Origin of the sequence: Pseudoalteromonas sp. Ps84H-4 (assembly GCF_024124645.1) — a bacterium.
Lineage (GTDB): Bacteria > Pseudomonadota > Gammaproteobacteria > Enterobacterales > Alteromonadaceae > Pseudoalteromonas > Pseudoalteromonas lipolytica_C.
The window spans coordinates 51996-74523 of record NZ_JAMXSK010000020.1; the positions used below are offsets into that span (position 1 = coordinate 51996).

Sequence of the window (22528 nt, forward strand, 5' to 3'; positions counted from 1 at the left end):
CTAATCTACCTGAGTCACAGGGATTGCGTTTAATTGCCATTTCCAAGTTTGTTTGGTTTCTTTTACAGGCAGCATATCAATACAGTCTACAGGGCACGGTTCAACACATAAGTCACAACCGGTACATTCATCGATTAATACAGTGTGCATTTGGCGGGTTGCGCCGACAATCGCATCAACAGGGCAGGCTTGGATACATTTGGTACAACCAATACATTCATCTTCACGAATATAGGCAACGGTTTTAACAGGATCTGCTTGCTCACCGCCAGCCAGCGGTTTTGCTTCAACACCCATTAAATCAGCGAGTTTTTTTACCGTGGCTTCGCCACCTGGTGGGCATTTATTGATTTCGTCACCATTGGCGATCGCTTCAGCATATGGACGACAGCCAGGGTAGCCGCATTGGCCACATTGTGTTTGCGGTAAAATGGTATCAATTTGGTCAACAATAGGGTTGCTCTCAACGCGAAAACGCACGGCGGCAAAACCTAAAATTAAACCAAATATTAGCGCTAATGAACCTAACGCTATCAAAGCATAAAACAAGGTCATATTAAAACTTCACTAATCCTGTAAAACCCATAAAGGCCATCGACATCAGGCCTGCGGTGATCATAGCAATTGACGCACCTTTAAATGGTGCAGGGACGTCTGCAGCTGCCAAGCGTTCACGTAAAGCTGCAAATAAAACCAGTACAAGAGAAAAACCAACAGCTGCACCAAAACCATACACAGCAGATTGCAAGAACGAATGATCTTCTTTGATATTTAGTAGAGCAACACCTAACACGGCACAGTTGGTGGTAATAAGCGGTAAGAAAATCCCTAATAAGCGATAAAGTGTCGGGCTGGTTTTTCTTACCACCATTTCAGTAAATTGCACGACTACCGCTATCACTAGAATAAAGCTCATAGTACGTAAAAAGGCGATATCAAGTGGAATCAAAATATAATGATTCACTAGGTAACTCGTTACAGAAGCTAGTGTAAGCACAAAGGTTGTGGCTAAAGACATACCGATCGCGGTATCTAACTTACCTGATACACCCATAAAAGGGCATAAACCTAAGAACTGTACTAAAACAAAGTTGTTGACTAGCACGGTGCCAATCAATAACAAGACATATTCTGTCATGCGTGCCTCACGAGTTTAAAATCGGCACTATTATCCTTTTTTCTGGGGGCTGACACAACACATCAGGGACGAATAGCTAAAATTAACAAAGCTGTTTATGATTAAACTGTTAAAGCAAGGTTAATGAATAGAATAGGCCCAAAAAACGTGTGGTTTTTTGGGCCATGGGTAGGGGGCTTAAATGTCTTTTGGCTTTTCGATGTAATAGCCTTGTACGCCATCTAAACATAACGTTTCAATGATATGTTTCTCTTCTTGGCTCTCAACACCTTCTGCAAAAACACTCACGCCAATACGGTGAGCAAGATCAACCATTAAGCGCATAAAATATTGATTATTTTTATCTTCTTCAAGGCCGCGGGTATAACTTGCATCCATTTTGATGAAATCAGGTTTTAAGTCTCTAAAGAATTTAAATGACGTTAAACCAACACCAAAACGCTCTACAGTGATACGCGCACCTACACGATGCACCATATCGATAAAGCGTTTACTTGCTTTAATATTTTGTTGTAAGCCAAACTCGCTCACTTCAAATATAAGCTTAGAGGCGATATTACTGTCTTTTAATAGGCGGCGCTCAAGCCAGATCACAAATTGATCATTATGGGCACTTGATGCAGTTACATTAATGCCAAAGAATTTCTCAGAAAAATTACGAGTCTTAATTTTGTCCAGAGTAGTATCGATAATCAATCGATCAATTTCCATTGCCATTTCTAGCTTTTCAGCCATAGCTAAAAATGAAGCCGTTGGTAATGTTTGGTTCTCAGCAGTTTTAAATCTTACTTGAATCTCAGCATAAGCTTTAACGCTCTTACCAACCGGCATAATATTTTGCATTACTAAATGTACACGTTTAGATTCAATAACTTCGTTAATCACTTTACGCCAGTTCTGGTTACCAAAACCTGCGCTAGCATTATTTACTAAGTCTGTTTCTCGTTGTACATGCCAAGCATTTGCTTGTTTTGACTGCGCCATACTCATTGCATTATCAACAACTGAAAGCAGCTCACCTAAAGGCTTACCTTTTTCATAACCAACGATACCTGTATTTGCTACAGAGCTTAATTCTTGATTTTGTTGATATTGGGTGAAACGAGATTGTAGATTATCACCAAAGCGTTCAGCTTCTTTTAGTGGTGTGTTCGGTAAAACCACAGCAAAATCTGAGCTATTTAAACGAAAAACTTGGCTATTTGTGTACGTGCCACTGATATGTTTGATGATATCAGCAACACCTTTAACGTACTCGTCACCTTTCTGGTAGCCACGGGTTTGGTTTATTGCTTGTAACTCACTGCAACGCACCATGGCAAGCGAGCCAAAGGTGCTTTTATCTGAGTTTTCAATATTTTTCTCGTAATACTCAACAAACATGTTGCGGTTACCTAAGTTGGTTACAACATCTTTGTACGCTTCTTTTTTAATATTTAGCGCGTTATTTTGAATATCATCATGTTTTGTCTGTAAAAAGTGAGACAAACGATTAAACGAAGGGATTAAATCTTTACTTAGCTTTTTAATTCGCGACGTGTCTATCGCTTGTTCAAGGTCGCCACCTACCTGATTCTGGTTAATGTATATATCAACAATATCAGCAATAGTGGTGCTGATTTTACGATTAAGTCGCTTAAACATGCTCTTCATGAAGAAAATAGGGAGAAGGGCAATAAGACCAGAAACTAAGATAACAACGAACATCGCCTGCTGCATTAAATTGGCAAGGCTTTGTGCATTAATAGTAAATTCAACTTTTATATCAGAAGCGTTGTTAACAGCAAATTGCGGACGGATAGAATTAAATGAACTGTTAACCATCTCTGCTAGAAGCGGAAGCGACTCTGATGATTGAACTGCTACAAGGGTTTTACCAGCGTGATCACGAAGAGTAAAGCTTGAAAAGATACTCGCATCAGCAAATGTACGTTGGATTTTCTCTGCAGATAAGTCATCCATTGTTAAGTCGCTAATGTATGAATTAACGGTCAGTTGTGCTTTTTTTTGCGTATCACTCACTGAGCTATCAAAACTAAGAGCAACTAGATAGCCACCTAAAACGGTAAACAGTAACCAAGATATAAGTTGTATAAATATTAGTTTTTTAAAACCAGCCATTTTTCTTATCTTTTAAAAGCGAAAAGGAAGGAATCAATTCCTTGATTCATTGCTGTAATAATTTTGCATCATATTCTATAGCAAAGTATAGAAATTACTTAAAGTAGAGTAGATTATATGCGCTTTAAAGTCTAATACAATCGAAGAATAGTTGTAGATGAAAGTTTAATAGATTCTTGGAGTTGGCTCCCCCTCCCCGACTCGAACGGGGGACCTGCGGATTAACAGTCCGTCGCTCTAACCAACTGAGCTAAGGGGGAACTAAATAGAGTAGTGTGTTGCTATGATTTGGCTCCCCCTCCCCGACTCGAACGGGGGACCTGCGGATTAACAGTCCGTCGCTCTAACCAACTGAGCTAAGGGGGAACAATCATATTCATAAACTTGGCTCCCCCTCCCCGACTCGAACGGGGGACCTGCGGATTAACAGTCCGTCGCTCTAACCAACTGAGCTAAGGGGGAATCGTTTATGGCTGAAAAACTTGGCTCCCCCTCCCCGACTCGAACGGGGGACCTGCGGATTAACAGTCCGTCGCTCTAACCAACTGAGCTAAGGGGGAAGCGTCATGCCTTTCAACGGGGCGAAATATTAATGACAGCATTGCAAAGTGTCAACATAAAAACTTCATAAATTCAAAAAAGAAGCTTATTCGATGTTTTTATGTTCGATCTGAGCAAAATATGGCTTGAAATCATGTTGGGTAGCGCCATTCAGTTAAAGTTTTATGTCGCTAAAACGCTATCATTGCATTTTTTTTGAGCAGGCTTGTGGTTTTAAACGTCAAAAAAGTATTAGTTAAGATGTTTTTTACAATTTAACGGAGAAAATAATTACTTATCTAGTATTTGTATTTATCACAAAACGACAGTACTGAATTTTTAAACACCGGTATGTTTGTAACTGTATCGAGTCGTATTTTTTAGCTGTATTTATCTCACAGAAACGATAGGTTTTTTTGCCAATAAATAAATATGGCAGTTTAACAAAGCTTGGTTGGTGGTTTTTTAATCATTTAAATCAGTTGTTTAGTTTGAAAAAAAGCTACTGCATCCTTGTTTGTTGTTTTCAATTTTGGTTCAGGCTGTAGAAATTTTTGCTGATTTCTATTGCGGAACAATTAAAAGGCTTAAAATAATACGCTTCAGTCTTTAAGCTTAACTCAAAGATCGATAGCTGTTAAAAGCCTTTATATTTGCGGCTTACAGAGAGTTATCCACGATTTCTGTGGATAACTCTGTTTATGAAACTTTAAGAACAGCGTTGATGCCAGAAATATAGGGCGCTCTAGCAATTTCAAGTATTTAATTCAGTTTTTTTAAATCTAATTAAATCAGTGGGTTAATATTTTTACCTGAAGCCGTGCTGAATTGATTAGTAAAATTATTTGTGACGATGAAACAACAGTATTTAGTGTGTAAAAAAACAGCGATATCTGCCTTTTAATTGTAATAAAGATATTAATGATGTTTGTATTTTGTTTTTTATAGGGGTTAGTCACTATTTATCAATGAAAGCATCAAAATAAGGAGTTTTATCTATCTCGTTTGTTTCTTTTAATAAAGCATAGCTTGCAAGCCGAGGATGCTTTAAACTTACAAGCTAAGATAAAGAGGCAAAATATTCTTATGAGCGTGACACCGCAGAGCAAATCTAAACCTGATCTTTTAAACTCTCCCATTCTGCCGACCTTAAAGAAAATGACCATTCCGATGATTTTTGGAATGATTACACTAATGATGTTTAATTTGGTAGATACCTTTTTCATCAGTTTACTTGGAACTGAACCTCTCGCTGCGGTGAGTTTTACGTTTCCCGTGACGTTTACCGTTATTAGCCTTGCTATCGGTTTAGGAATAGGCACTTCAGCAGTTATTGCAAAAGCACTTGGCAGCGACAAGCTAGACGAGGCGCGCTTTGATGCAAGTATGTCATTACTTGTCGCTGTTGTTATGGTGTTTTCTTTATCGGTTGTCGGTTATGTATTTATCGAACCTATTTTTAAATTACTTGGGGCTGGGGAGTTAGTACTGCCTTTGATCCATGATTACATGAGTGTGTGGTTTTTAGGCAGTGTATTTTTAATTACCCCAATGGTCGGAAACTCTGTGCTACGTGCCAGTGGCGATACTAAAACACCGAGCATAGTAATGGGTGGGGCGGGGCTAATTAATGCCATTTTAGACCCTATGCTTATTTTTGGCTTTGGGCCTATCCCCGCTTTAGGAATTCAAGGTGCAGCCATCGCAAGTGTCATAGCTTGGGCAGTGGCAGTAATTATCATCCTTTATATTCTTGCTGTTAAGAATGGGTTGTTAAGTTTGCATGCTGGTTCGCAAACGCCATTGAGCTCAATTCGAAAAGTCCTAAAAATTGGTTTACCTGCGGCTGGCGCAAATATGTTGACGCCAATTGCAATGGCTGTAATGACAGCATTAGTGGCTAAACATGGTCCTGAAGCCGTCGCGGCGTTTGGTGTAGGAAGCCGAATTGAATCTATTGCAAGCCTTGTAGTACTTGCTTTGTCGATGACCTTGCCGCCATTTGTTAGTCAAAACTTTGGGGCGGGTAAGTTTGAACGTGTCAAAGAAGCCTACACAAAAACTTTAAAGTTTGTGATGATTTGGCAGTTCGCTATTTATATTTTACTGCTGTTAACCTCTGGTTTTATCGCTGATGTATTTGGTAAAGAGCAAGCAGTAATGGATGTGATTAAGCTATTCATTTATATTTTGCCGCTAAGTTATGGTCTGCAAGGAATAATTATCTTATCTAACTCTTCATTTAATGCCCTGCATAAGCCAATGAATGCACTGATTTTAAGTGTGGTTCGTCTGTTTGTTTTTTATGTACCTTTTGCTTATGTTGGCAGTGAAATTGCCGGTTTAAAAGGACTCTTTATTGGTGCAGCCATCGGTAATTTATTTACGGCAGTGGTAGCCTATAAATGGTTCATCAAAGAAGTTGATGGGTTAAGTGAGTCATATATGAAGGAGTGTCATTCATGAGCGACCATTTCCAACTAGTTTCTAAATTTAAGCCAAGTGGTGATCAACCAACGGCGATAGCACAGTTAAAAGATGGCCTTGAGGCTGGGCTTGCTCATCAAACATTATTAGGGGCTACAGGGACGGGTAAAACCTTCACCATGGCCAATATTATTAATGATTTGAATCGCCCAACCATTATCATGGCACACAATAAAACACTCGCCGCACAGCTTTATGGCGAAATGAAAGAGTTTTTCCCGCATAACGCGGTTGAGTATTTTGTATCTTATTACGACTATTACCAGCCAGAAGCTTATGTTGTTGCCAGTGATACTTTTATAGAAAAAGATGCGTCTATCAATGAGCACATTGAACAAATGCGCTTAAGTGCTACCAAAGCGCTATTAGAAAGACGCGATACAATTATCGTGGCCTCGGTATCTGCTATTTATGGTTTGGGCGACCCTGACTCATATATGAAGATGATGCTATTGCTGAAGGTTGGTGAAACCGTTGATCAGCGCGATATGCTGCGTCGTCTTGCTGAGCTGCAATATACACGAAACGATATTGAATTTAGCCGTGGTACATACCGTGTACGTGGTGAAGTAGTTGATATATTTCCGGCTGAATCTGACACTTATGCCGTTCGTGTGGAAATGTTTGACGATGAAATTGAGCGCTTAAGTATTTTTGATCCGCTAACTGGGGCTGTTGAGAAGCACATAGTACGCGCGACTATTTACCCGAAAACGCACTATGTAACACCCCGTGAAAAAATTCTCGATGCCATAGATAAAATTAAAGATGAGTTGAAAGACCGCCGAGCTCAATTACTCAGTGCCAACAAACTTGTCGAAGAGCAACGTATTGCGCAGCGCACCCAGTACGATATTGAAATGATGACCGAGCTTGGTTATTGCTCAGGCATCGAAAACTACTCGCGTTACTTATCTGGTAGAACACCGGGCGATCCGCCGCCGACTTTACTTGACTACTTACCCGATGATGCATTGATGATCATTGATGAATCACACGTTACAGTGTCGCAAATTGGCGCTATGTACAAAGGTGACAGAAGCCGTAAAGAAAATCTTGTTGAGTATGGCTTTCGCTTGCCATCAGCATTAGATAACCGCCCATTACGCTTTGAAGAGTTTGAAGCTATCGCGCCGCAAACTATTTATGTGTCGGCAACGCCAGGTAATTTTGAGCTTGAGCGTTCATCAGGAGAAGTTGCAGAGCAGGTTATTCGTCCAACCGGGCTTATTGACCCAGAAATTGAAGTTCGCCCCGTTGGTAGTCAGGTTGATGACTTACTCTCTGAAATCTATAAACGGGTTGAAGTGAACGAGCGGGTACTTGTAACCACTTTAACTAAGCGTATGGCAGAAGATTTAACCGATTATCTCAACGACCATGATGTAAAAGTGCGCTATTTGCACTCAGATATCGACACCGTTGAACGGGTCGAAATTATCCGCGATTTGCGCGCTGGTGTATTTGACGTGTTAGTGGGCATTAACTTATTACGAGAAGGTCTCGACATGCCAGAGGTTTCACTGGTTGCGATACTTGATGCCGATAAAGAAGGTTTCTTACGTTCGACTCGTTCACTTATTCAAACCATAGGTCGTGCTGCTCGTCACTTAAATGGTAAAGCGATTTTGTATGGCGACCGCATTACTAATTCTATGCGACAAGCCATTGACGAAACAGATCGCCGCCGCGAAAAACAACAAGCTTATAACCTTGAGCACGGTATTGAGCCGCAAGCACTGGTGAAAAGTATTACCGATATTATGGATGTGGGCGAAGAAGCAAGTCCTAAAGATAATCTTAAATTGGTGCGTAAAGAGTCTAAAAAAGTGCTCAGCGCAAAAGATATTGCCAGCCAAATTAAAGCCCTTGAAGCGAAAATGCATGCCTACGCCAGCGACCTTGAATTTGAAAAAGCGGCTTCTGTGCGAGATGAGATTCACGAATTACAACAACAGTTAATTAACTAAAGATGATGACAAACGATTTTTCTGCCATTTTAAATGCATTAGCAGAGGCGCCACTTGCCGCTAATGAATTATGCCGTGTATTTCATGGCCGTGGCCACTCAGTGGCTGAGCTGAGCCACATTAATTTGGATTTTTATCCGCCCGCACTCTTTTTAGTTTCATATGAAGAAATTAAAGAACAAGCACTTGCGCAATTAACAGATACCCTATGGCAATGGGCGCAAGAGAACGCGCCTGAGCTTGTTACTGCATTGGTATACCAGCAACGTAGCGGTATTAATACCCGTAATGCGCTAATGTTTGGCGAATTACCACAAGAACACCTTGTCAGTGAAAACGGCATTAAGTTTAAAGTTGATTTACTGAGTCGCCAAAATACGGGAATTTTCCCTGATATGCGCCGTGGCAGAGAGTTTGTTCAAGCCAATAGTAAAAACGCAAAAGTGCTCAATCTGTTTTCATATACTTGTGGTTTTTCTGTTGCAGCAATGCAAGGTGGTGCTGATCAAGTTATAAATATGGATATGAATAAAGGTGTGCTTCGAACGGGTAAACAAAATCATCAGTTAAATGGTTTTGAGCAAGGTGTTAGTTATTTCCCTCACGATATTTTAAAGTCATTCGGTAAGCTAAAGAAATCTGCGCCGTATGAATTGATCATCGTTGATCCACCTAGCTTTCAAAAAGGCAGCTTTATATTGACCAAGGATTATCAAAAAATTCTGCGTCGTTTACCCGAGCTACTAAATGAACACACCCAATTATTACTGTGTGCCAATAGCCCTGAGCTTTCAGAGCAGGCGTTTAAAGATCTCATTAGCGATCATACACAAGGAGCAATTAGTTTTGTTGAGCGATTAGCTCCTACCGATGGTTTTATTGAAGTAGACAGTGATCGAAGCTTAAAAGCGTTAGTTTATAAAACAGCAAACTAATGGCACTGAGTAAACGACTATCAGCCATCGTTGATGTAGTTGATTCAGGTTATGACGAAATCTGGGATTGTTGCTGTGATCACGGTTTGTTAGGCATTGAGCTGCTACAGCAAGATAAAGCACCGCTTATACATTTTGTTGATATTGTGCCTGAGTTAATGCAGGCACTAGGTGATAAACTCGAACGTTTTGCTAAAAGAGAGCAATGCGGACGCTGGCAGGTGCATTGCCAAGATGTTGCAGCGATTACACCAGACCCACAAAAACGCCACCTAGTTATTATTGCAGGAGTAGGGGGAGAGCTGTTAGTACAGTTTTTAGCTAAGATTGTTAGTCAAAACCCAAATACTAACATCGACTTTATTGTTTGCCCTGTACATCACAGTTATCACGTTCGCAGTTATTTACAAACACTACAATTAGGGCTTGTGTCTGAGCAGTTGGTTTGTGAAAATAAACGCTTTTACGAAATCATCGTAATGAGTGCGTTATCATCACAGCTCATCACCCGCATTGGACAGCAAATGTGGCAACTAACAAGTAAAGAGCACCAAGCTTATTTAAAGCAATTATGTGCTCATTACCAACGCATGTTGAATCAAGACGCCGATTATTATCAGCCAGTGCTTGATCAATACAGTGCATTATTATCTTAATTAGAGCTAACTTAATTAAAGTTTATTAATCTCTTGTTTTACGTTGTAGCTTGAATCGGTGACAATGGCTTCGAGCGTTTGCACACGCTCTCTTAGCTCTTGCAGCTCTTTTGTCACTTCTGCTACATGCTCGTTCGCTTCTTTTGAATTTTTTAAGGTGCGTGATTTGAATTCGAGATGCTTTTTATACATATCATAAATCACACCAGATCCCACAGATATCAGCACAATTAACACCACCATGGTAGTACCTGACATACACTTCTCCTTCCATTTTTAGTCCCTAATAGAGTATAGGTTGTATTTAAAAATGCAATTTGCATTCTGTTACAAGGTGTTTCGTTTTAAAAACGGCTTGATACGGATAAAGCCAGTGACCAGCATGGTGCCTGCTATAACACACAGTGCGCCAACTAAGGTATTCGGCCCAATTTGTTCATCTAAAATTAGATTACCCCATATTATGCCAAATAGTGGAATCAAAAAGGTAACAGTCAGTGCTGAGGTTGGGCCAATATCATCAATCAAACGGAAAAACAGGATATATGCTACAGCAGTACACAGCACACCGAGTGCTACTACACCAAGCATAACTTCGTTACTTGGCATTTCTCTGGCAGGAATAATAAAAATAAGCGGGAGTACCATGATACTTGCCGCCCACATACTGCCATGCGCGTTATCAAAAGCAGACAACTTTGGTGCATGTTTGGTGTAATGGGATGCGATGGCATAACTGAGTGAAGCACACAGTGCAGCAACAATTGCCGTGATGGCTTGGCTGTCGATAGTGAGACTATTTTGCCCCACTAAAATGGCCACGCCCGTTAAACCTAACAGCAAGCCAAGCAGCATACTTTTAGTGGGTTTAGTTTTGCTCCAAATAATACCGACGATGGCACCCCAAATTGGGGTTGTTGAGTTTAATATTGATAAGGTTGAAGCGTTAATTGTTTGTGCTGCATAAGCAAACAATAAAAAGGGAATGGCGGAATTAAGCGCACCAATAATGAAAAAATGCTTTTTGTGAGTCGCGAAAGCCAGTTTCTTGCGTAAGTACAGCGCAAAAATAAACAGTGTTATTGCTGCAAAGCCGACTCTTAGCTCAATTAATACCGCAGGGCCTAAGCTATTAGCTGCCATGCGCATAAATAAGAAGGATGCGCCCCAAATAGCAGCAAGGATGAATAGGCGTAATAAACTTGGCAATGACATGGTTTTACATTCTTAATTTTTAAAACCTGAGCATAACAAATTTATGCCCCAATACTCGCCATTTTCGGACTATTAATCAGTTGATTGTGGAAGTTTTTTTTCGAAGTCAGATTTAACGATTTCTAATGCTGCTAAAACGTCTTCGGCAGGCACATCGTTTTGCTCTAAGAGCATAATGAGATCAACAGCGATTTTTATGTAGTCAGGAGCATTTTCTAAGTCACTGCTCATTCTGTAATTCCTTTTTTTTCGCAACTTGGCTGATGGCTACATCGATAGCCGTTTGTACGCGTTGCTCCATTTTTATTCGCTCTGTTTGTGGTAAATAAAATTCCATATCAACGTCATAGCGAATATAGCGAGCAGGTAATTGATTAAGTACGGTACAGCATAAATCCGCCATAATATCATCATTATACAACGAATCTAACTTGCGCTTAGCGATATCTTCAATAACAAGTTTTTCATAGTAATTGTGGATGTCATCATGCAATTTCATATACCAACAACCTAGTAGAAAAGTCATATTTAAGTGTATACCAAGCCTTAGAATAAATCGACAGCGGCTCTAAAAAGCTGACCATGAACATCAACCAAACGGCTTACATTTCGTTGATAGCCACCGCCCATGGCTGCAAAGAGTGGGATTTTTGCTTCCTTTGCTTGGCTTAATACTAAATGGTCACGTTGATACACGCCCTCTAAACTGACTTGAAAGTGTCCTAACTCATCATCCGTTGCGATATCTGCGCCGGCGTTGTACAAAATGATATCAGGCTGGTGGAGTCTAATTGTTAAGGCTAATGCTTGATTTACTGTCTCAAGGTATTCAGCATCTGAGGTGCCATGCTCTAAAGCAAAGTCGTAATTTGATTGCTGCTTGATACGCGGAAAGTTTTGCTGGCAATGAATAGAGCAGCTAATGATTTGAGGGTGTGCTTGTGTCACTTCGGCTGTGCCATCACCTTGGTGAACGTCACAGTCAAAGATTAATACGGTATCGGCTTGTTCGCTCTCAATTAAGTGTGCTGCGGCTATTGCTAAGTCATTAAAAATACAAAAACCACTACCATAGCTCGTAAAAGCATGGTGATAACCGCCACTTAAGTTAAATGCAGCACCTTGTTGTAGTGCAAATTCAGCACCTTGAATACTTGCACCGACAGAATAGAGTGTTCGTTCGACTAAGGCTTCAGACCAAGGAAAGCCCATTTTTTTTATCGCTTTGCTGTCAAGGCTACCTGTTAAAAAAGCGTCGACATAATCAGGGTCATGGCATAGAGCAAGCTGCGTGCGAGTGGTTTTTTGTGGGGTAATGAAGTGCTGTTCATCAATAAAGTCGCTAACAAGCTGCCTTAACATGCGATATTTTTCAATCGGAAAGCGGTGACACTCGGGTAAAGCTAACGCTGAATAACTTGGGTGGTAGTAAAACATTATCTCAGCTGCTGTTTTTCTACTTGTTGAATTTTATCTTCAGTGGCTGAAATTGCTTTTCGACAGCGACCCAAACGAGCGTGTAAAGCTAAGATCTCTTTATTTATTTCAGTGGCCTTTGCTGGGCTAGCTGCATCAAGTTTAAGCTTTCTTTCTTCAATCATTAAAACTAAGCGGCGCTCAAACTCATGGTTTTGCTTGAGCTCATCGTAAAGTTCATGTGAAGACTGCATGATCTTTTTAACTGCTTGTTTATATATTTGTGGCTTGCTCTTGGGTTTAAAACTGTATTTGTTCTCTTTTGCCCAGACAGGTGTTGATTTAATAACATTAAAAACAGCCTGAACTTGCTGTGCAATTCGCTCTAAAGCATATTGGTAAGCATGGCGATGTTCTGCTGGGGGCAGGTTAGCTAACTCTTCTTCTATTTCAGCTACATAATCTGCAAGTTTCATACTTTTAGTCGCAAATACTGCCTTATCAAACAAACTTGGTTGTGCCTGCATGTAGCGATTTTTAGCAAATAGGTTGCCGTTATCAAATTGGCTTGCTTGATGTTTAAGCCTAGATATTTGCTCGCATAGTTTGTCAAAAGCAGGAGAATGCATTTACAAATAAGCCTCATAGATTAACTTTAATGCTAACACTATAACCACAGTATTAAATACTGGGCGGATCATTTTACTACCAAATTTAATTGCTGAATGCGCACCTAACCAGGCACCTAACATCAAGAAAAAGCCCATTGTTATACCAAGCAAAAAGTTCACATGGCCCAGCGCAACAAAGGTGATCAAAGAAATAAAGTTCGAAACAAAGTTCATTGAGCGAGCAAGCCCACAATTTAGCAATAAGCTCATCTTATATAATAGGCTATTTGAGGCAGTCCAAAAGGTGCCAGTACCAGGGCCTGCTAAACCATCAAAAAAACCAAGGCCAAGCCCTTGTAGCCATTGTTTAATTTTGGTTTTGCCATCAAGCTCAGGCAATTCGTTATGCTCAGTCGTACTTAAACTGCCAAAGAGACTGTAACAAGCCACTAAAATAATCACCACCGGTAGTAATTTATTTAAAAACTCAATACTCAAGTAATCTACAACTAATGTACCTACAAGTGCCCCTATGGCAGTTGCTAAAATAGACGCAGCCCAAAACCGGGGGTTAAATAACTTTTTCCGAAAATATGTCACACTCGCAGTTAATGAGCCAAAACTGGCTGCAAGTTTATTGGTCCCTAGAGTGAGATGCGGTGGTAAACCAGCTGTCAATAAGGCTGGTACAGTTAGCATGCCGCCACCGCCAGCAATGGCATCAATAAAGCCTGCAGCCAGCGCTACTGCGCAAAGGAGTGCCCATGTTGTTGGATCTAAAGCTAATTCAAACATTAATAATCAATTTGTCTTTTAAAGGGTGGCAAGGTATCGAGCATGGCTTTGCCATATCGTTTGGTCACTAAACGGCGATCAAGAATAATAATTCGTCCTTGATCATTCTCTTTTCGAAGTAGTCTACCACAGCTCTGTACTAATTTCTTTGCTGCATCAGGTACAGTAATAGACAAAAATGGATTTCCCCCCTTACTTTGCACAAATTCAGCCTGCGCTTCTTCTATTGGTGAGGTAGGAACTGCGAACGGAATCTTTGTAATGACGAGGTTTTCTAAGTATTTACCCGGTAAATCTAGACCTTCTGATAGGCTTTGTGTGCCAAATAAGTAGCTTGCGCGACCTAAGTCAACATTCGCTTTATGCTTTTTCAATAATGCTTCTCGAGACATTTCACCCTGAACTAATACGTCAATTCCTTTGCTGCGCAGTGCTTTTACTACGTGATCCATCTGCCAATAAGAAGCAAACAACACTAAATTAGCTTTTTTATCATCAAGAAACTTAGGTAATTGTTCAGCCAAGTGATCACTAAAGGCTTTATCTGTTGGCTCGATGTGGCTTGCAGGAATATGCAGTGTTGCTTGTTTAGGGTAATCAAACGGCGAGGGAACTTTGATGTATTTGACGCCTTCTTCTTTGGCAAGGCCGCATTCATAAGCAAAATGATCAAATGAGCCAAGTGCAGTTAAAGTAGCTGAACAAAGCACAGCACCAGCACATTGATTCCATAATTTATCTTTTAAGTAATAGCCAACTTCAATAGGGCAATCACTGAGTAAGTGGTCGTGATGGTTCTTATAATCTAAGCGTTTGATCCATCGAGCATGGGGAATACCTTCGCCTTTTGTTGCATAACTAAACCACAATTTGTTTAATAACTCTAGACGGTTAATGTAATGACCACTTTCAGCCAAGATAGGATCAGCTACATAAGGTTTTATATCGCCATCGCTTACGTCTTGTACCAAGGTATCGTGCATTTTGTTTAGTGCTCTTAGAGCATCAAGAGTAGCATCGCTGATATCTTTTGCTTTAGCATGTAAAGATGCAGGGATCTCACCGTGCTCAAAACGATAGGTATCATCACTGTTGTAGTTAAAATCCGCATTATCAAGAATATCACGTACGACTTTTAAGTTTTTTGCAGCATCATTGATACTGTCACTGAGCTTAAAATTTTGCCCAATTGCTTTTTGTCCTACTAATACATTTGCCATTTTGCCAGCAAATTTAACAAGCTTGTCGAGCCAATCTATGGTGCCTTTGATTGTTGCTGCTGCAGATGAGAAGTCTCGGGTGATGTGAGCTAAATGGTGCGCTTCGTCAATTACGTAAATAGTATCGTCAGGCTCAGGAAGAATCTTACCACCACCGAGGTCTAGATCAGCCAGCAGTAAAGAATGGTTGATCACCAACACATCCATTTGCATAAGACGCTGACGCGCCATATGAAAAGGGCACAGCTGATGAGCACGCATTTGTCGTTGGCATGAGTGCTTATCGCAGGCTATTAAATTCCAAACTTTATCGGGGATAGTATCTGCCCAACTATCGCGATCACCTTGCCATTGCTTTTTTGAGTAAGCATCATAAAGTAGCTTTAAGCATTTGGTTTCCATATCTGAGAGCGGCGATGATAGGGTCGGCATAAACTCCATTTGCGTTTGGCTGTCGCCATTTACTGCCGCACTGAGTTTTTGCGCACATATATAGCGCTGTCGGCCTTTCACTAAATCAAACTTAATATCAAGGCCAGAGTGTTCTTTAAAAAACGGCAGCTCTTTATTGATTAACTGCTCTTGTAGGGCAACGGTGGCCGTCGAAATCACTAATTTCTTTTTTTTGGCCATCGCCAAAGGCAATGCACCTAAACAATAAGCAAGCGACTTGCCGGTTCCTGTACCAGCTTCAATAACACAGATGCGTTGGCTTTTATGGTACTCGCCAGCCAGCGTTTTTGCTATTTCGGCAACTAAATAGTTTTGACTACTTCTAGGGCGGTAATCGGTGAGGTTATCAGCAACATGCTTATGAATTTGCCGAATTGTTTTTTTTAAAGAGTCAGAAAGCATGCCCAGATAACCTAAAGTATGTATATAATTACAGTAATGAATTTTAGAGATTTAACTGGGCAACTACAAGCGACTTGTTACTTTAATTAGCTAATCCACTTAGCTTTGTTTAACTAAAATGCCTAAATTTCCGAAAAAAGGTCTAATAACATGCAGTTAGTTTCTGGCTTTATTCTTTCCACCCAATGCTATGATAGCGCTAAAGGCATTTCTATTGTGGTGTGGATATTATCTCAGCAGGGGCCTGTAAAGCTAATTAGCTCTTTACAACACGCTGTGTTTTTTATTAATAAATCACAATTAGACGCTGCAACAAGCGTGTTCAACGAGTATGGGATCATCTGCGAAATTAAGCATGTGAAGCTTAAAAGCTTCATGCAGCAACAAGTGGTTTCTTGTTATTTCTCTTCATTGAAACATTATTACAACGCAGCTAAACGACTCAAAGCACAGCATATAAAAGTCTATGAAGATGATATCCGCCCAGTCGATAGGTTTTTAATGGAGCGCTTTATCAGAGGATCTGTTTGGGCCAAAGGTCGTTTAATTAAAAGCCACCCATATCCAGTATTAACTGATGCTAAATTCAAAAAAAATAGCGAGTTTACGCCTCGATTCTCAAGCTTGTCACTCGATATTGAATGTAATGGTGAGGGAGTACTATTTTCAGTTGGCTTAGTGGGCGAAAACATCGATATGGTGTTAATGATAGGACAGCCACAAGATACCAGTGAACTGCCATTTAGCATTCAATGGTGTGTTGATGAAATTGATTTACTAGACCACCTTTGCTCGCTTATTCAAACTATAGATCCTGATGTGATTATAGGTTGGAATGTCATTGAGTTTGATTTTACTGTATTACATGCACGTGCTGAAGCGCTTGGGGTTGAGTTACCTTTAGGGCGCAATAAAGAAAAAATGCAGTTGAGAGTTGGTAGCTTTACCCGCTTAACTATACCTGGTCGGGTTGTGATTGATGGTATCGATACCTTAAAAAATGCAACCTATCATTACGATAACTTCAGTCTTGCCAATGTAGCAAGCATTGAGCTTGGCGAAGATAAACTGATTAGCACCGACGACCGTCTTGCTGAGATCATTCGTCAGTTTAATGAAGATAAACTTTCACTTGCGAGTTACAACAGACAAGATTGCATTTTAGTACTGCGTATTTTTGAAAAGCTTAGGTTACTCGATTTTGCAGTTGTACGAAGTCAGTTAACAGGTTTAGAGCTTGAAAGAATGGGGGGATCTGTTGCCGCTTTCACTAACCTCTACCTACCTTTATTACATAGAAGTGGCTATGTAGCTCCCAATTTGGGGGATCATGGCCTAACATTCGACAGCCCCGGTGGCTATGTTATGCCATCACAACCAGGGCTTTATAGAAATATACTCGTGCTCGATTACAAAAGCCTGTATCCATCGATAATGAGAACATTTTGTATAGATCCACTTGGCTTGATTGAGGGTTTAAAAAGCCCAGAAAATGCAATAGAGGGTTTTAATCAAGCGCTATTTTCACGAACCGAACATCATTTACCTGAACTGATTCGAGAGCTCGCTGCTAAAAGACAGGTCGCCAAAGATAATGACCAACCTATGCTCTCGCAGGCGATTAAGATCATTATGAATAGTTTATATGGAGTGTTAGGTTCAAAAGGGTGCCGCTTTTATGATCCACGCTTGTCTAGTTCAATCACTCTGCGTGGTCATGAAATAATGCAAACTACCAAGCAGTGGATTGAAGAATGGGGCTATGAAGTAATTTATGGCGATACTGACTCGACATTTGTGAAATTAGTTGATGAGCTGAGTCCTCAAGACTGTAATGAAATCGGTACGGAACTGGCAAGAAAAATAAACATACGTTGGCAGCACGAGTTACAACAACATTATAAAATAGACAGTTTTTTAGAAATTGAGTTCGAAATCCACTATAGCCCTTTTTTTATGCCCACGATTAGAGGAAAAACAACGGGTTCTAAAAAGCGATATGTCGGAAATGTGGTTAAAGATGGAATTAGCGAACTTGTTTTTAAAGGAATGGAAACAGTTAGAAGTGATTGGACTGAATTGGCTCATCAATTTCAAAGAGAGCTTTTCAATATTTTATTTAGTGAACAGAATAGTCAGGATTTAATAATCCAAGTATTTGATAATTATGTTAAAAAGCTTTATGCAGGTGAATTTGACTCAATGTTAGTCTACCGTAAACGATTAGGGCAGCATTTGACAGACTATCAAAAAAATATCCCTCCTCATGTTAAAGCAGCTAAGCAATATATAGTTAAAAATCCTACTGTTAGCTTCAAGCGTGGGCAAATAATTGAATATGTGTACACCGATTGTGGCGCTGAGTACTACACAGGTAAACATCATTACGATTATGGTGTTTATGTTAATAAGCAATTGTTGCCAATAGCTGAAATGATAGTTGCAGATTTGGGTACTATTATTTCATTTGGAAATAATAAGCAAATTCGAATGTTTTAAGGTCTGAATATTGCTTTTTGTCCCTATTTCTAAGGGTTTTGGCTATGGATGTCTTTGTACGAATTTTGCGCGATAGATTAAAGTTTGGTTTCATTTGTGGTTTTTTATTAATTTTTTATAAACAAATGTCTGGATATTTTGTTTAATTTGTTTATTATTTGTTGGTCGCAGTCCTGATGTGATAACAAATAATAAACAAGCTTATGCTAAATATAGCCACAATATAGTGGTCCAGGGAGAATCAAATGTTAAATAAAAAAGTTTCTAAAGCAGTTCGCTTAGCGATTGCTTTTGGTGCTGCATCAACAGCTGCATTTTCTGCATCGACTGTTGCAGCTGAAGACGACAGTGCAGAGAAAGTTGAACGCATTCAAGTAACAGGTTCACGCATCAAGCGTACTGACCTTGAAGGTGCATCACCTGTAATCAGCATCACATCTGCTGATATCAAAATGGAAGGTGATTTCACTGTAGCTGACGCTCTTCGTTCAAGTTCATTGAACTCATTCGGCTCATTCTCAGAGCGTTCAGGTAGCTCTGCTCAGTCTCAAGCAACTATTAACTTACGTGGTGCGGGTTCACGCCGTACACTTGTGCTATTAAACGGTCGTCGTTTCCCAGGCTCACCAACATTAGGTGGTGCGTCAGCTAACTTAAATGCTATTCCTATGGCGGCAGTTGAGCGTATCGATATCATGACTGAAGGTGCATCATCTATTTATGGTTCTGATGCAATGGCTGGTGTTGTTAACGTTATCCTAAAAGACAACTATGAAGGCTTAAGCTTCAACGTTGGTGCTGGTCATCGTGATCAAGACGAAGGAACAACGTCTTCAGAGTTCTCAGTAGTAGGTGGTATCTCAAACGATAAAGGTAACATCACGTTTGCATACGATTACCAAAAACGTGAAGGTATCAGTGATGGTGCACGTGATTACACTAAAGCTAAAATCGGTGATTTAGATGGCGATGGTGATATCGAAGCGTACACTGCAGATACTGTTGGTTGGTCTTACTACGGTGCAACAGTTCTTTCTCCTGACTTCTCACAAGCAAAAGCATCACTATTATGTGATGACTTAATTGCAGAGTACGGTGAAAATACGTTCCGTCGTGTAGATGCAAATGAAGACTGGGGTCCAGGCTCTGAGTATTGTATGTATGCGTTTGCAAACGTATCTTACAACACAGCATCAATCGACCGTAACACATTATACATCAGCTCTAACTATGAAATCGCTGAAAATGTAGAGTGGTTTGGTCAAACAATGTTTGTTCAAAACTCATCATTTGGTCGTTATGCTCCTCCAGCTGCTCCTTGGACTGGTATGTCTGCAGACAATGAGCACAACCCATACGGTGAAGATGGTGCATACGGTTTATTCCGTTGGGTTGGTATCGGTACTCGTGACGGTAACGTAGACGACTACAACATCGATTTAACAACTGGTTTACGTGGTTTCCTTGATTGGAACAACGCTTCATGGGAAGTTTACTACCACCGTAACAAAGCAGATAACAAATCTGTTGGTCAATACTACCTTTCTTATTCTGGTTTAGCATATAACCAAGCTAATGATATTGATTTAGGTTCAGATGAAGGTGTTGCAAACATGAAAGCAACAACACTTCAAGAATCTTCATCGACTTTTGACCAATACTTTGCAGGTATTGGCTTCGATTTATTCGAATTACCTGGTGGTCAAGTATCACACTACGTAGGTATGGAATATTTTGAGCAAACTTATGCAGATATCTACGATGGTCAATCAGCTGCTGGTTTAATCGGTGGTTCAGCAGGTAACTCATCACAGGGTAAACGTGATGTAACAGCATTCTTCTTCGAGTCAGTACTTCCAATTACTGAAACTGTAGAAGTTAACTTAAAAGCTCGTTACGATGACTACTCTGACTTCGGTGACAATATTGCTCCTGCGGTATCTGCTCGTTGGCAAGTAGCTGATAACATCGTTATCCGTGGTTCATATTCTGAGTCTTTCCGTGCACCAGGTCTTGACCTTCTAAATGCTGCACGTACATTCTCAGCTGAATCAGCTATCGACTATGCAAATGGTTCAACTACATCGCGTCAATATGACACTTATTACACGCAAAACTCAGAGTTAGATGCTGAAACTTCAGATTACACTAACCTTGGTATCGCGTGGGATGTAAACGAAAACCTTACTTTCAAAGTTGATTACTTCCAGTTAGCGATTGATAATGTAATTCAATCTAAGTCTCTTCAGTCTTTACTATCTGACGAAGCTGCAGGCCTAATCTCTGCTGTATCAGTAGACACAGATACTTCAAATGAGACTTTCTATCTGAAGCGTGCTGCATCAGGTACTCTAGTTGAAGCAGGTACATCTTACTTCAATGGTGCTGGTTTCGAAATTGAAGGTATCGACTTTACAATTGCTGCAAACCTTGAAACTGGTTTTGGTGACTTCCGTTTCCAAAACGTGAATAGCTTTGTGCTTTCGTATGACCAAGAAGTAGGTGGTGTTGTACAAGATACATCTGGCTGGTCAGGTCAACCTGAGCTTAAGTCTGTTGCAACGGTTGCATGGTCTTATGAAGATCACTCACTAGCGTGGAATGCAACATACACAGACAGCACTACTGAAACTGAAAAAGATGAAGATGGTGATGGCTACTATGAGCAAACAGGTAAGCTTGATAGCTGGTTAATTCACAACTTAACTTACACTTATAATGCAGGTGCATACGGTGCACTTACTTTCACTGTTAATAACTTAACAGATGAAGATCCAGTGTTATCATCAAACGGTACTTGGGATAACCAAGACCTTTATAATAACTTTGGTCGTGATTATCGTGTAAGCTACTCAATCAGCTTCTAATAAAGTTTTTTGAAAGTAAAAAGGCTGAATTTATTCAGCCTTTTTTTATGGAGTATACATGAGCGACCATTGGACAAATTATTGGCAACAAGGACACCTAACCTCATTTGGAAACGGGTTTAAAAAAAATTACCAAGGATCATTACAAAAGTTCTGGTGTAGTTTCGCGACTAAGCTAGATCCAGACTCATTGGTTCTGGATGTTGGCACGGGCAATGGTGCCTTAATTCAGCTGATACAAAGAGACAAAAAGTTAAATTGTGTTGGAATCGATCAGGCAAAAATTCATCCCGAGGTTTCAAAGAGTGTAGGCGGAACCTTTCTGTCAAATACAGCCGTTGAGAATTTACCATTTAAAGATGATGAGTTTTCGTCTGTTATTGCACAGTTTTCTCTAGAGTACAGTCAACTTGATAAAAGTATCTCTGAGGTTTTTCGTGTATTAAGTGCTAAGGGAGTATTTGCATTTGTCTGTCATCACCCTGAATCAATAATTGTAAAGCCAAATGCAAAGATTTTAGCGGCAGCAAATTTTGTTAGACAAGAGTTAACATCATCTCTAATGGCTTTGATTAACGATCTTGATAGAAAGCAGCTGGAAAGTGCAAAGCATTATTTCAATGAAATTGAAATAAAAATGAAACGTGAATTTATAAATAGTTTTGATGCTTTAGTGGGGACTAATTTACCTGCGTTCATAAACTTCTTGCGTCAAAATCAGAATAACAAAATAGACTTCAAAAAAGCGTTGTCTCTTTTTATGAATGAATTAGAGCTTCTAATTCTTAGGTTAACTGAGTTAGTAAATGCTGCTAACCAGTCAGCACTTTTGATCGAACAAGTAGAAACAATGAAAGTCAATTGTGAAGTTGGGAAAATCTTTGATAACAATCAAGATGAATTACTAGCAATTTACATTATGGGTGAATCGATTCTTTAAAACCCTCATTTAGATTTAGAAAAAGAAGTAGCATTTAATAAATAGATGTTACTTTTTTGAAATCCACCTCCTTTTTTGCCTGTCATAGATAATTTATTTTATTTCAATTGTTAATTTTGATTGTTGCGTTTATTAACTATCAAAAAGCTGTTGATGTGGATTTTCCACGCTTTTTCTGTACCTTTAAGCAATTATCTTGTACCTAATATTAACGTATTTGGTTTATTGTTGATTATTTGTTTATTGTTTAAATTTCCTTATAA

18 protein-coding genes and 4 tRNA genes are annotated in these 22528 nt (G+C 39.8%); 7 read left to right on the forward strand and 15 right to left on the reverse strand.

What is annotated here, in order from left to right:
• From rsxB to NH454_RS16725, 7 genes are all read right to left on the reverse strand, one after another.
• Complete coding sequence (gene rsxB / locus NH454_RS16695) at positions 1–555, reverse strand: electron transport complex subunit RsxB (protein WP_054563643.1); 555 nt, start codon at positions 553–555, stop codon at positions 1–3.
• Between the two features lies 1 nt (position 556).
• Entirely contained in the window at positions 557–1138 is a 582-nt protein-coding gene (gene rsxA, locus NH454_RS16700; protein ID WP_135925394.1) for an electron transport complex subunit RsxA, read from the reverse strand.
• A gap of 177 nt (positions 1139–1315) precedes the next feature.
• Positions 1316–3259, reverse strand: a complete 1944-nt coding sequence (locus NH454_RS16705; RefSeq protein WP_135925392.1) for an EAL domain-containing protein — start codon at positions 3257–3259, stop codon at positions 1316–1318.
• A gap of 183 nt (positions 3260–3442) precedes the next feature.
• Positions 3443–3519 (reverse strand) — tRNA-Asn (locus tag NH454_RS16710).
• A gap of 29 nt (positions 3520–3548) precedes the next feature.
• Positions 3549–3625, reverse strand: a tRNA-Asn gene (locus tag NH454_RS16715).
• 19 nt (positions 3626–3644) lie between these two features.
• Positions 3645–3721: transfer RNA gene (locus NH454_RS16720), tRNA-Asn, on the reverse strand.
• Positions 3722–3742: 21 nt separating this feature from the next.
• Positions 3743–3819 (reverse strand) — tRNA-Asn (locus tag NH454_RS16725).
• A gap of 1066 nt (positions 3820–4885) precedes the next feature.
• Here NH454_RS16725 and NH454_RS16730 point away from each other — a divergent pair.
• The 4 genes from NH454_RS16730 to NH454_RS16745 are packed head-to-tail and all read left to right on the forward strand — an operon-like array spanning position 4886 to position 9847.
• The gene (locus NH454_RS16730) at positions 4886–6265 is read left to right on the forward strand and encodes an MATE family efflux transporter (RefSeq protein ID WP_138558020.1); all 1380 of its coding nucleotides are present in this window, start codon (positions 4886–4888) and stop codon (positions 6263–6265) included.
• On the forward strand, positions 6262–8256 hold the full coding sequence (gene uvrB / locus NH454_RS16735; RefSeq protein WP_253039699.1) for an excinuclease ABC subunit UvrB: 1995 nt from the start codon (positions 6262–6264) through the stop codon (positions 8254–8256). Before NH454_RS16730 ends, uvrB begins: the two co-directional genes overlap by 4 nt.
• 5 nt (positions 8257–8261) lie before the next feature.
• Complete coding sequence (locus NH454_RS16740; protein ID WP_253039718.1) at positions 8262–9191, forward strand: class I SAM-dependent methyltransferase; 930 nt, start codon at positions 8262–8264, stop codon at positions 9189–9191.
• Entirely contained in the window at positions 9191–9847 is a 657-nt protein-coding gene (locus NH454_RS16745; RefSeq protein WP_253039701.1) for a tRNA (adenine(22)-N(1))-methyltransferase TrmK, read from the forward strand. Before NH454_RS16740 ends, NH454_RS16745 begins: the two co-directional genes overlap by 1 nt.
• 15 nt (positions 9848–9862) lie before the next feature.
• On the opposite strand, the gene NH454_RS16750 is transcribed toward NH454_RS16745, so the two are convergent.
• The 8 genes from NH454_RS16750 to dinG form a co-directional block, all read right to left on the reverse strand.
• Complete coding sequence (locus NH454_RS16750) at positions 9863–10105, reverse strand: hypothetical protein (protein ID WP_058583760.1); 243 nt, start codon at positions 10103–10105, stop codon at positions 9863–9865.
• A gap of 69 nt (positions 10106–10174) precedes the next feature.
• Positions 10175–11062, reverse strand: coding sequence for a DMT family transporter (locus NH454_RS16755; RefSeq protein ID WP_138558017.1), 888 nt, complete (start codon positions 11060–11062; stop codon positions 10175–10177).
• Between the two features lie 72 nt (positions 11063–11134).
• Positions 11135–11293 carry a DUF2496 domain-containing protein gene (locus NH454_RS16760; protein WP_135925381.1) on the reverse strand — a complete coding sequence of 53 codons (159 nt, stop codon included), beginning with the start codon at positions 11291–11293 and terminating at the stop codon, positions 11135–11137.
• Positions 11283–11561: a late competence development ComFB family protein gene (locus tag NH454_RS16765; RefSeq protein ID WP_135925378.1), complete on the reverse strand. Its 279-nt coding sequence runs from the start codon at positions 11559–11561 to the stop codon at positions 11283–11285. Before NH454_RS16765 ends, NH454_RS16760 begins: the two co-directional genes overlap by 11 nt.
• Before the next feature lie 47 nt (positions 11562–11608).
• Positions 11609–12502, reverse strand: a complete 894-nt coding sequence (locus NH454_RS16770) for a histone deacetylase (RefSeq protein ID WP_253039719.1) — start codon at positions 12500–12502, stop codon at positions 11609–11611.
• Positions 12499–13107, reverse strand: a complete 609-nt coding sequence (locus tag NH454_RS16775) for a primosomal replication protein (protein WP_135925374.1) — start codon at positions 13105–13107, stop codon at positions 12499–12501. Before NH454_RS16775 ends, NH454_RS16770 begins: the two co-directional genes overlap by 4 nt.
• Positions 13108–13884, reverse strand: coding sequence for a TSUP family transporter (locus NH454_RS16780; RefSeq protein WP_135925372.1), 777 nt, complete (start codon positions 13882–13884; stop codon positions 13108–13110).
• Positions 13884–15959, reverse strand: a complete 2076-nt coding sequence (dinG, locus tag NH454_RS16785) for an ATP-dependent DNA helicase DinG (protein WP_253039703.1) — start codon at positions 15957–15959, stop codon at positions 13884–13886. The genes NH454_RS16780 and dinG overlap by 1 nt, the downstream gene beginning before the upstream one ends.
• A gap of 150 nt (positions 15960–16109) precedes the next feature.
• Here dinG and NH454_RS16790 point away from each other — a divergent pair, with 150 nt between their 5' ends.
• From NH454_RS16790 to NH454_RS16800, 3 genes are all read left to right on the forward strand, one after another.
• Complete coding sequence (locus NH454_RS16790; RefSeq protein WP_253039705.1) at positions 16110–18458, forward strand: DNA polymerase II; 2349 nt, start codon at positions 16110–16112, stop codon at positions 18456–18458.
• A 245-nt stretch (positions 18459–18703) separates the two neighbouring features.
• The gene (locus tag NH454_RS16795; protein WP_253039706.1) at positions 18704–21325 is read left to right on the forward strand and encodes a TonB-dependent receptor; all 2622 of its coding nucleotides are present in this window, start codon (positions 18704–18706) and stop codon (positions 21323–21325) included.
• A 58-nt stretch (positions 21326–21383) separates the two neighbouring features.
• A complete protein-coding gene (locus NH454_RS16800) occupies positions 21384–22265 on the forward strand; it encodes a class I SAM-dependent methyltransferase (protein WP_253039707.1) in 882 nt (293 codons plus the stop codon).
• Positions 22266–22528: the final 263 nt, after the last annotated feature.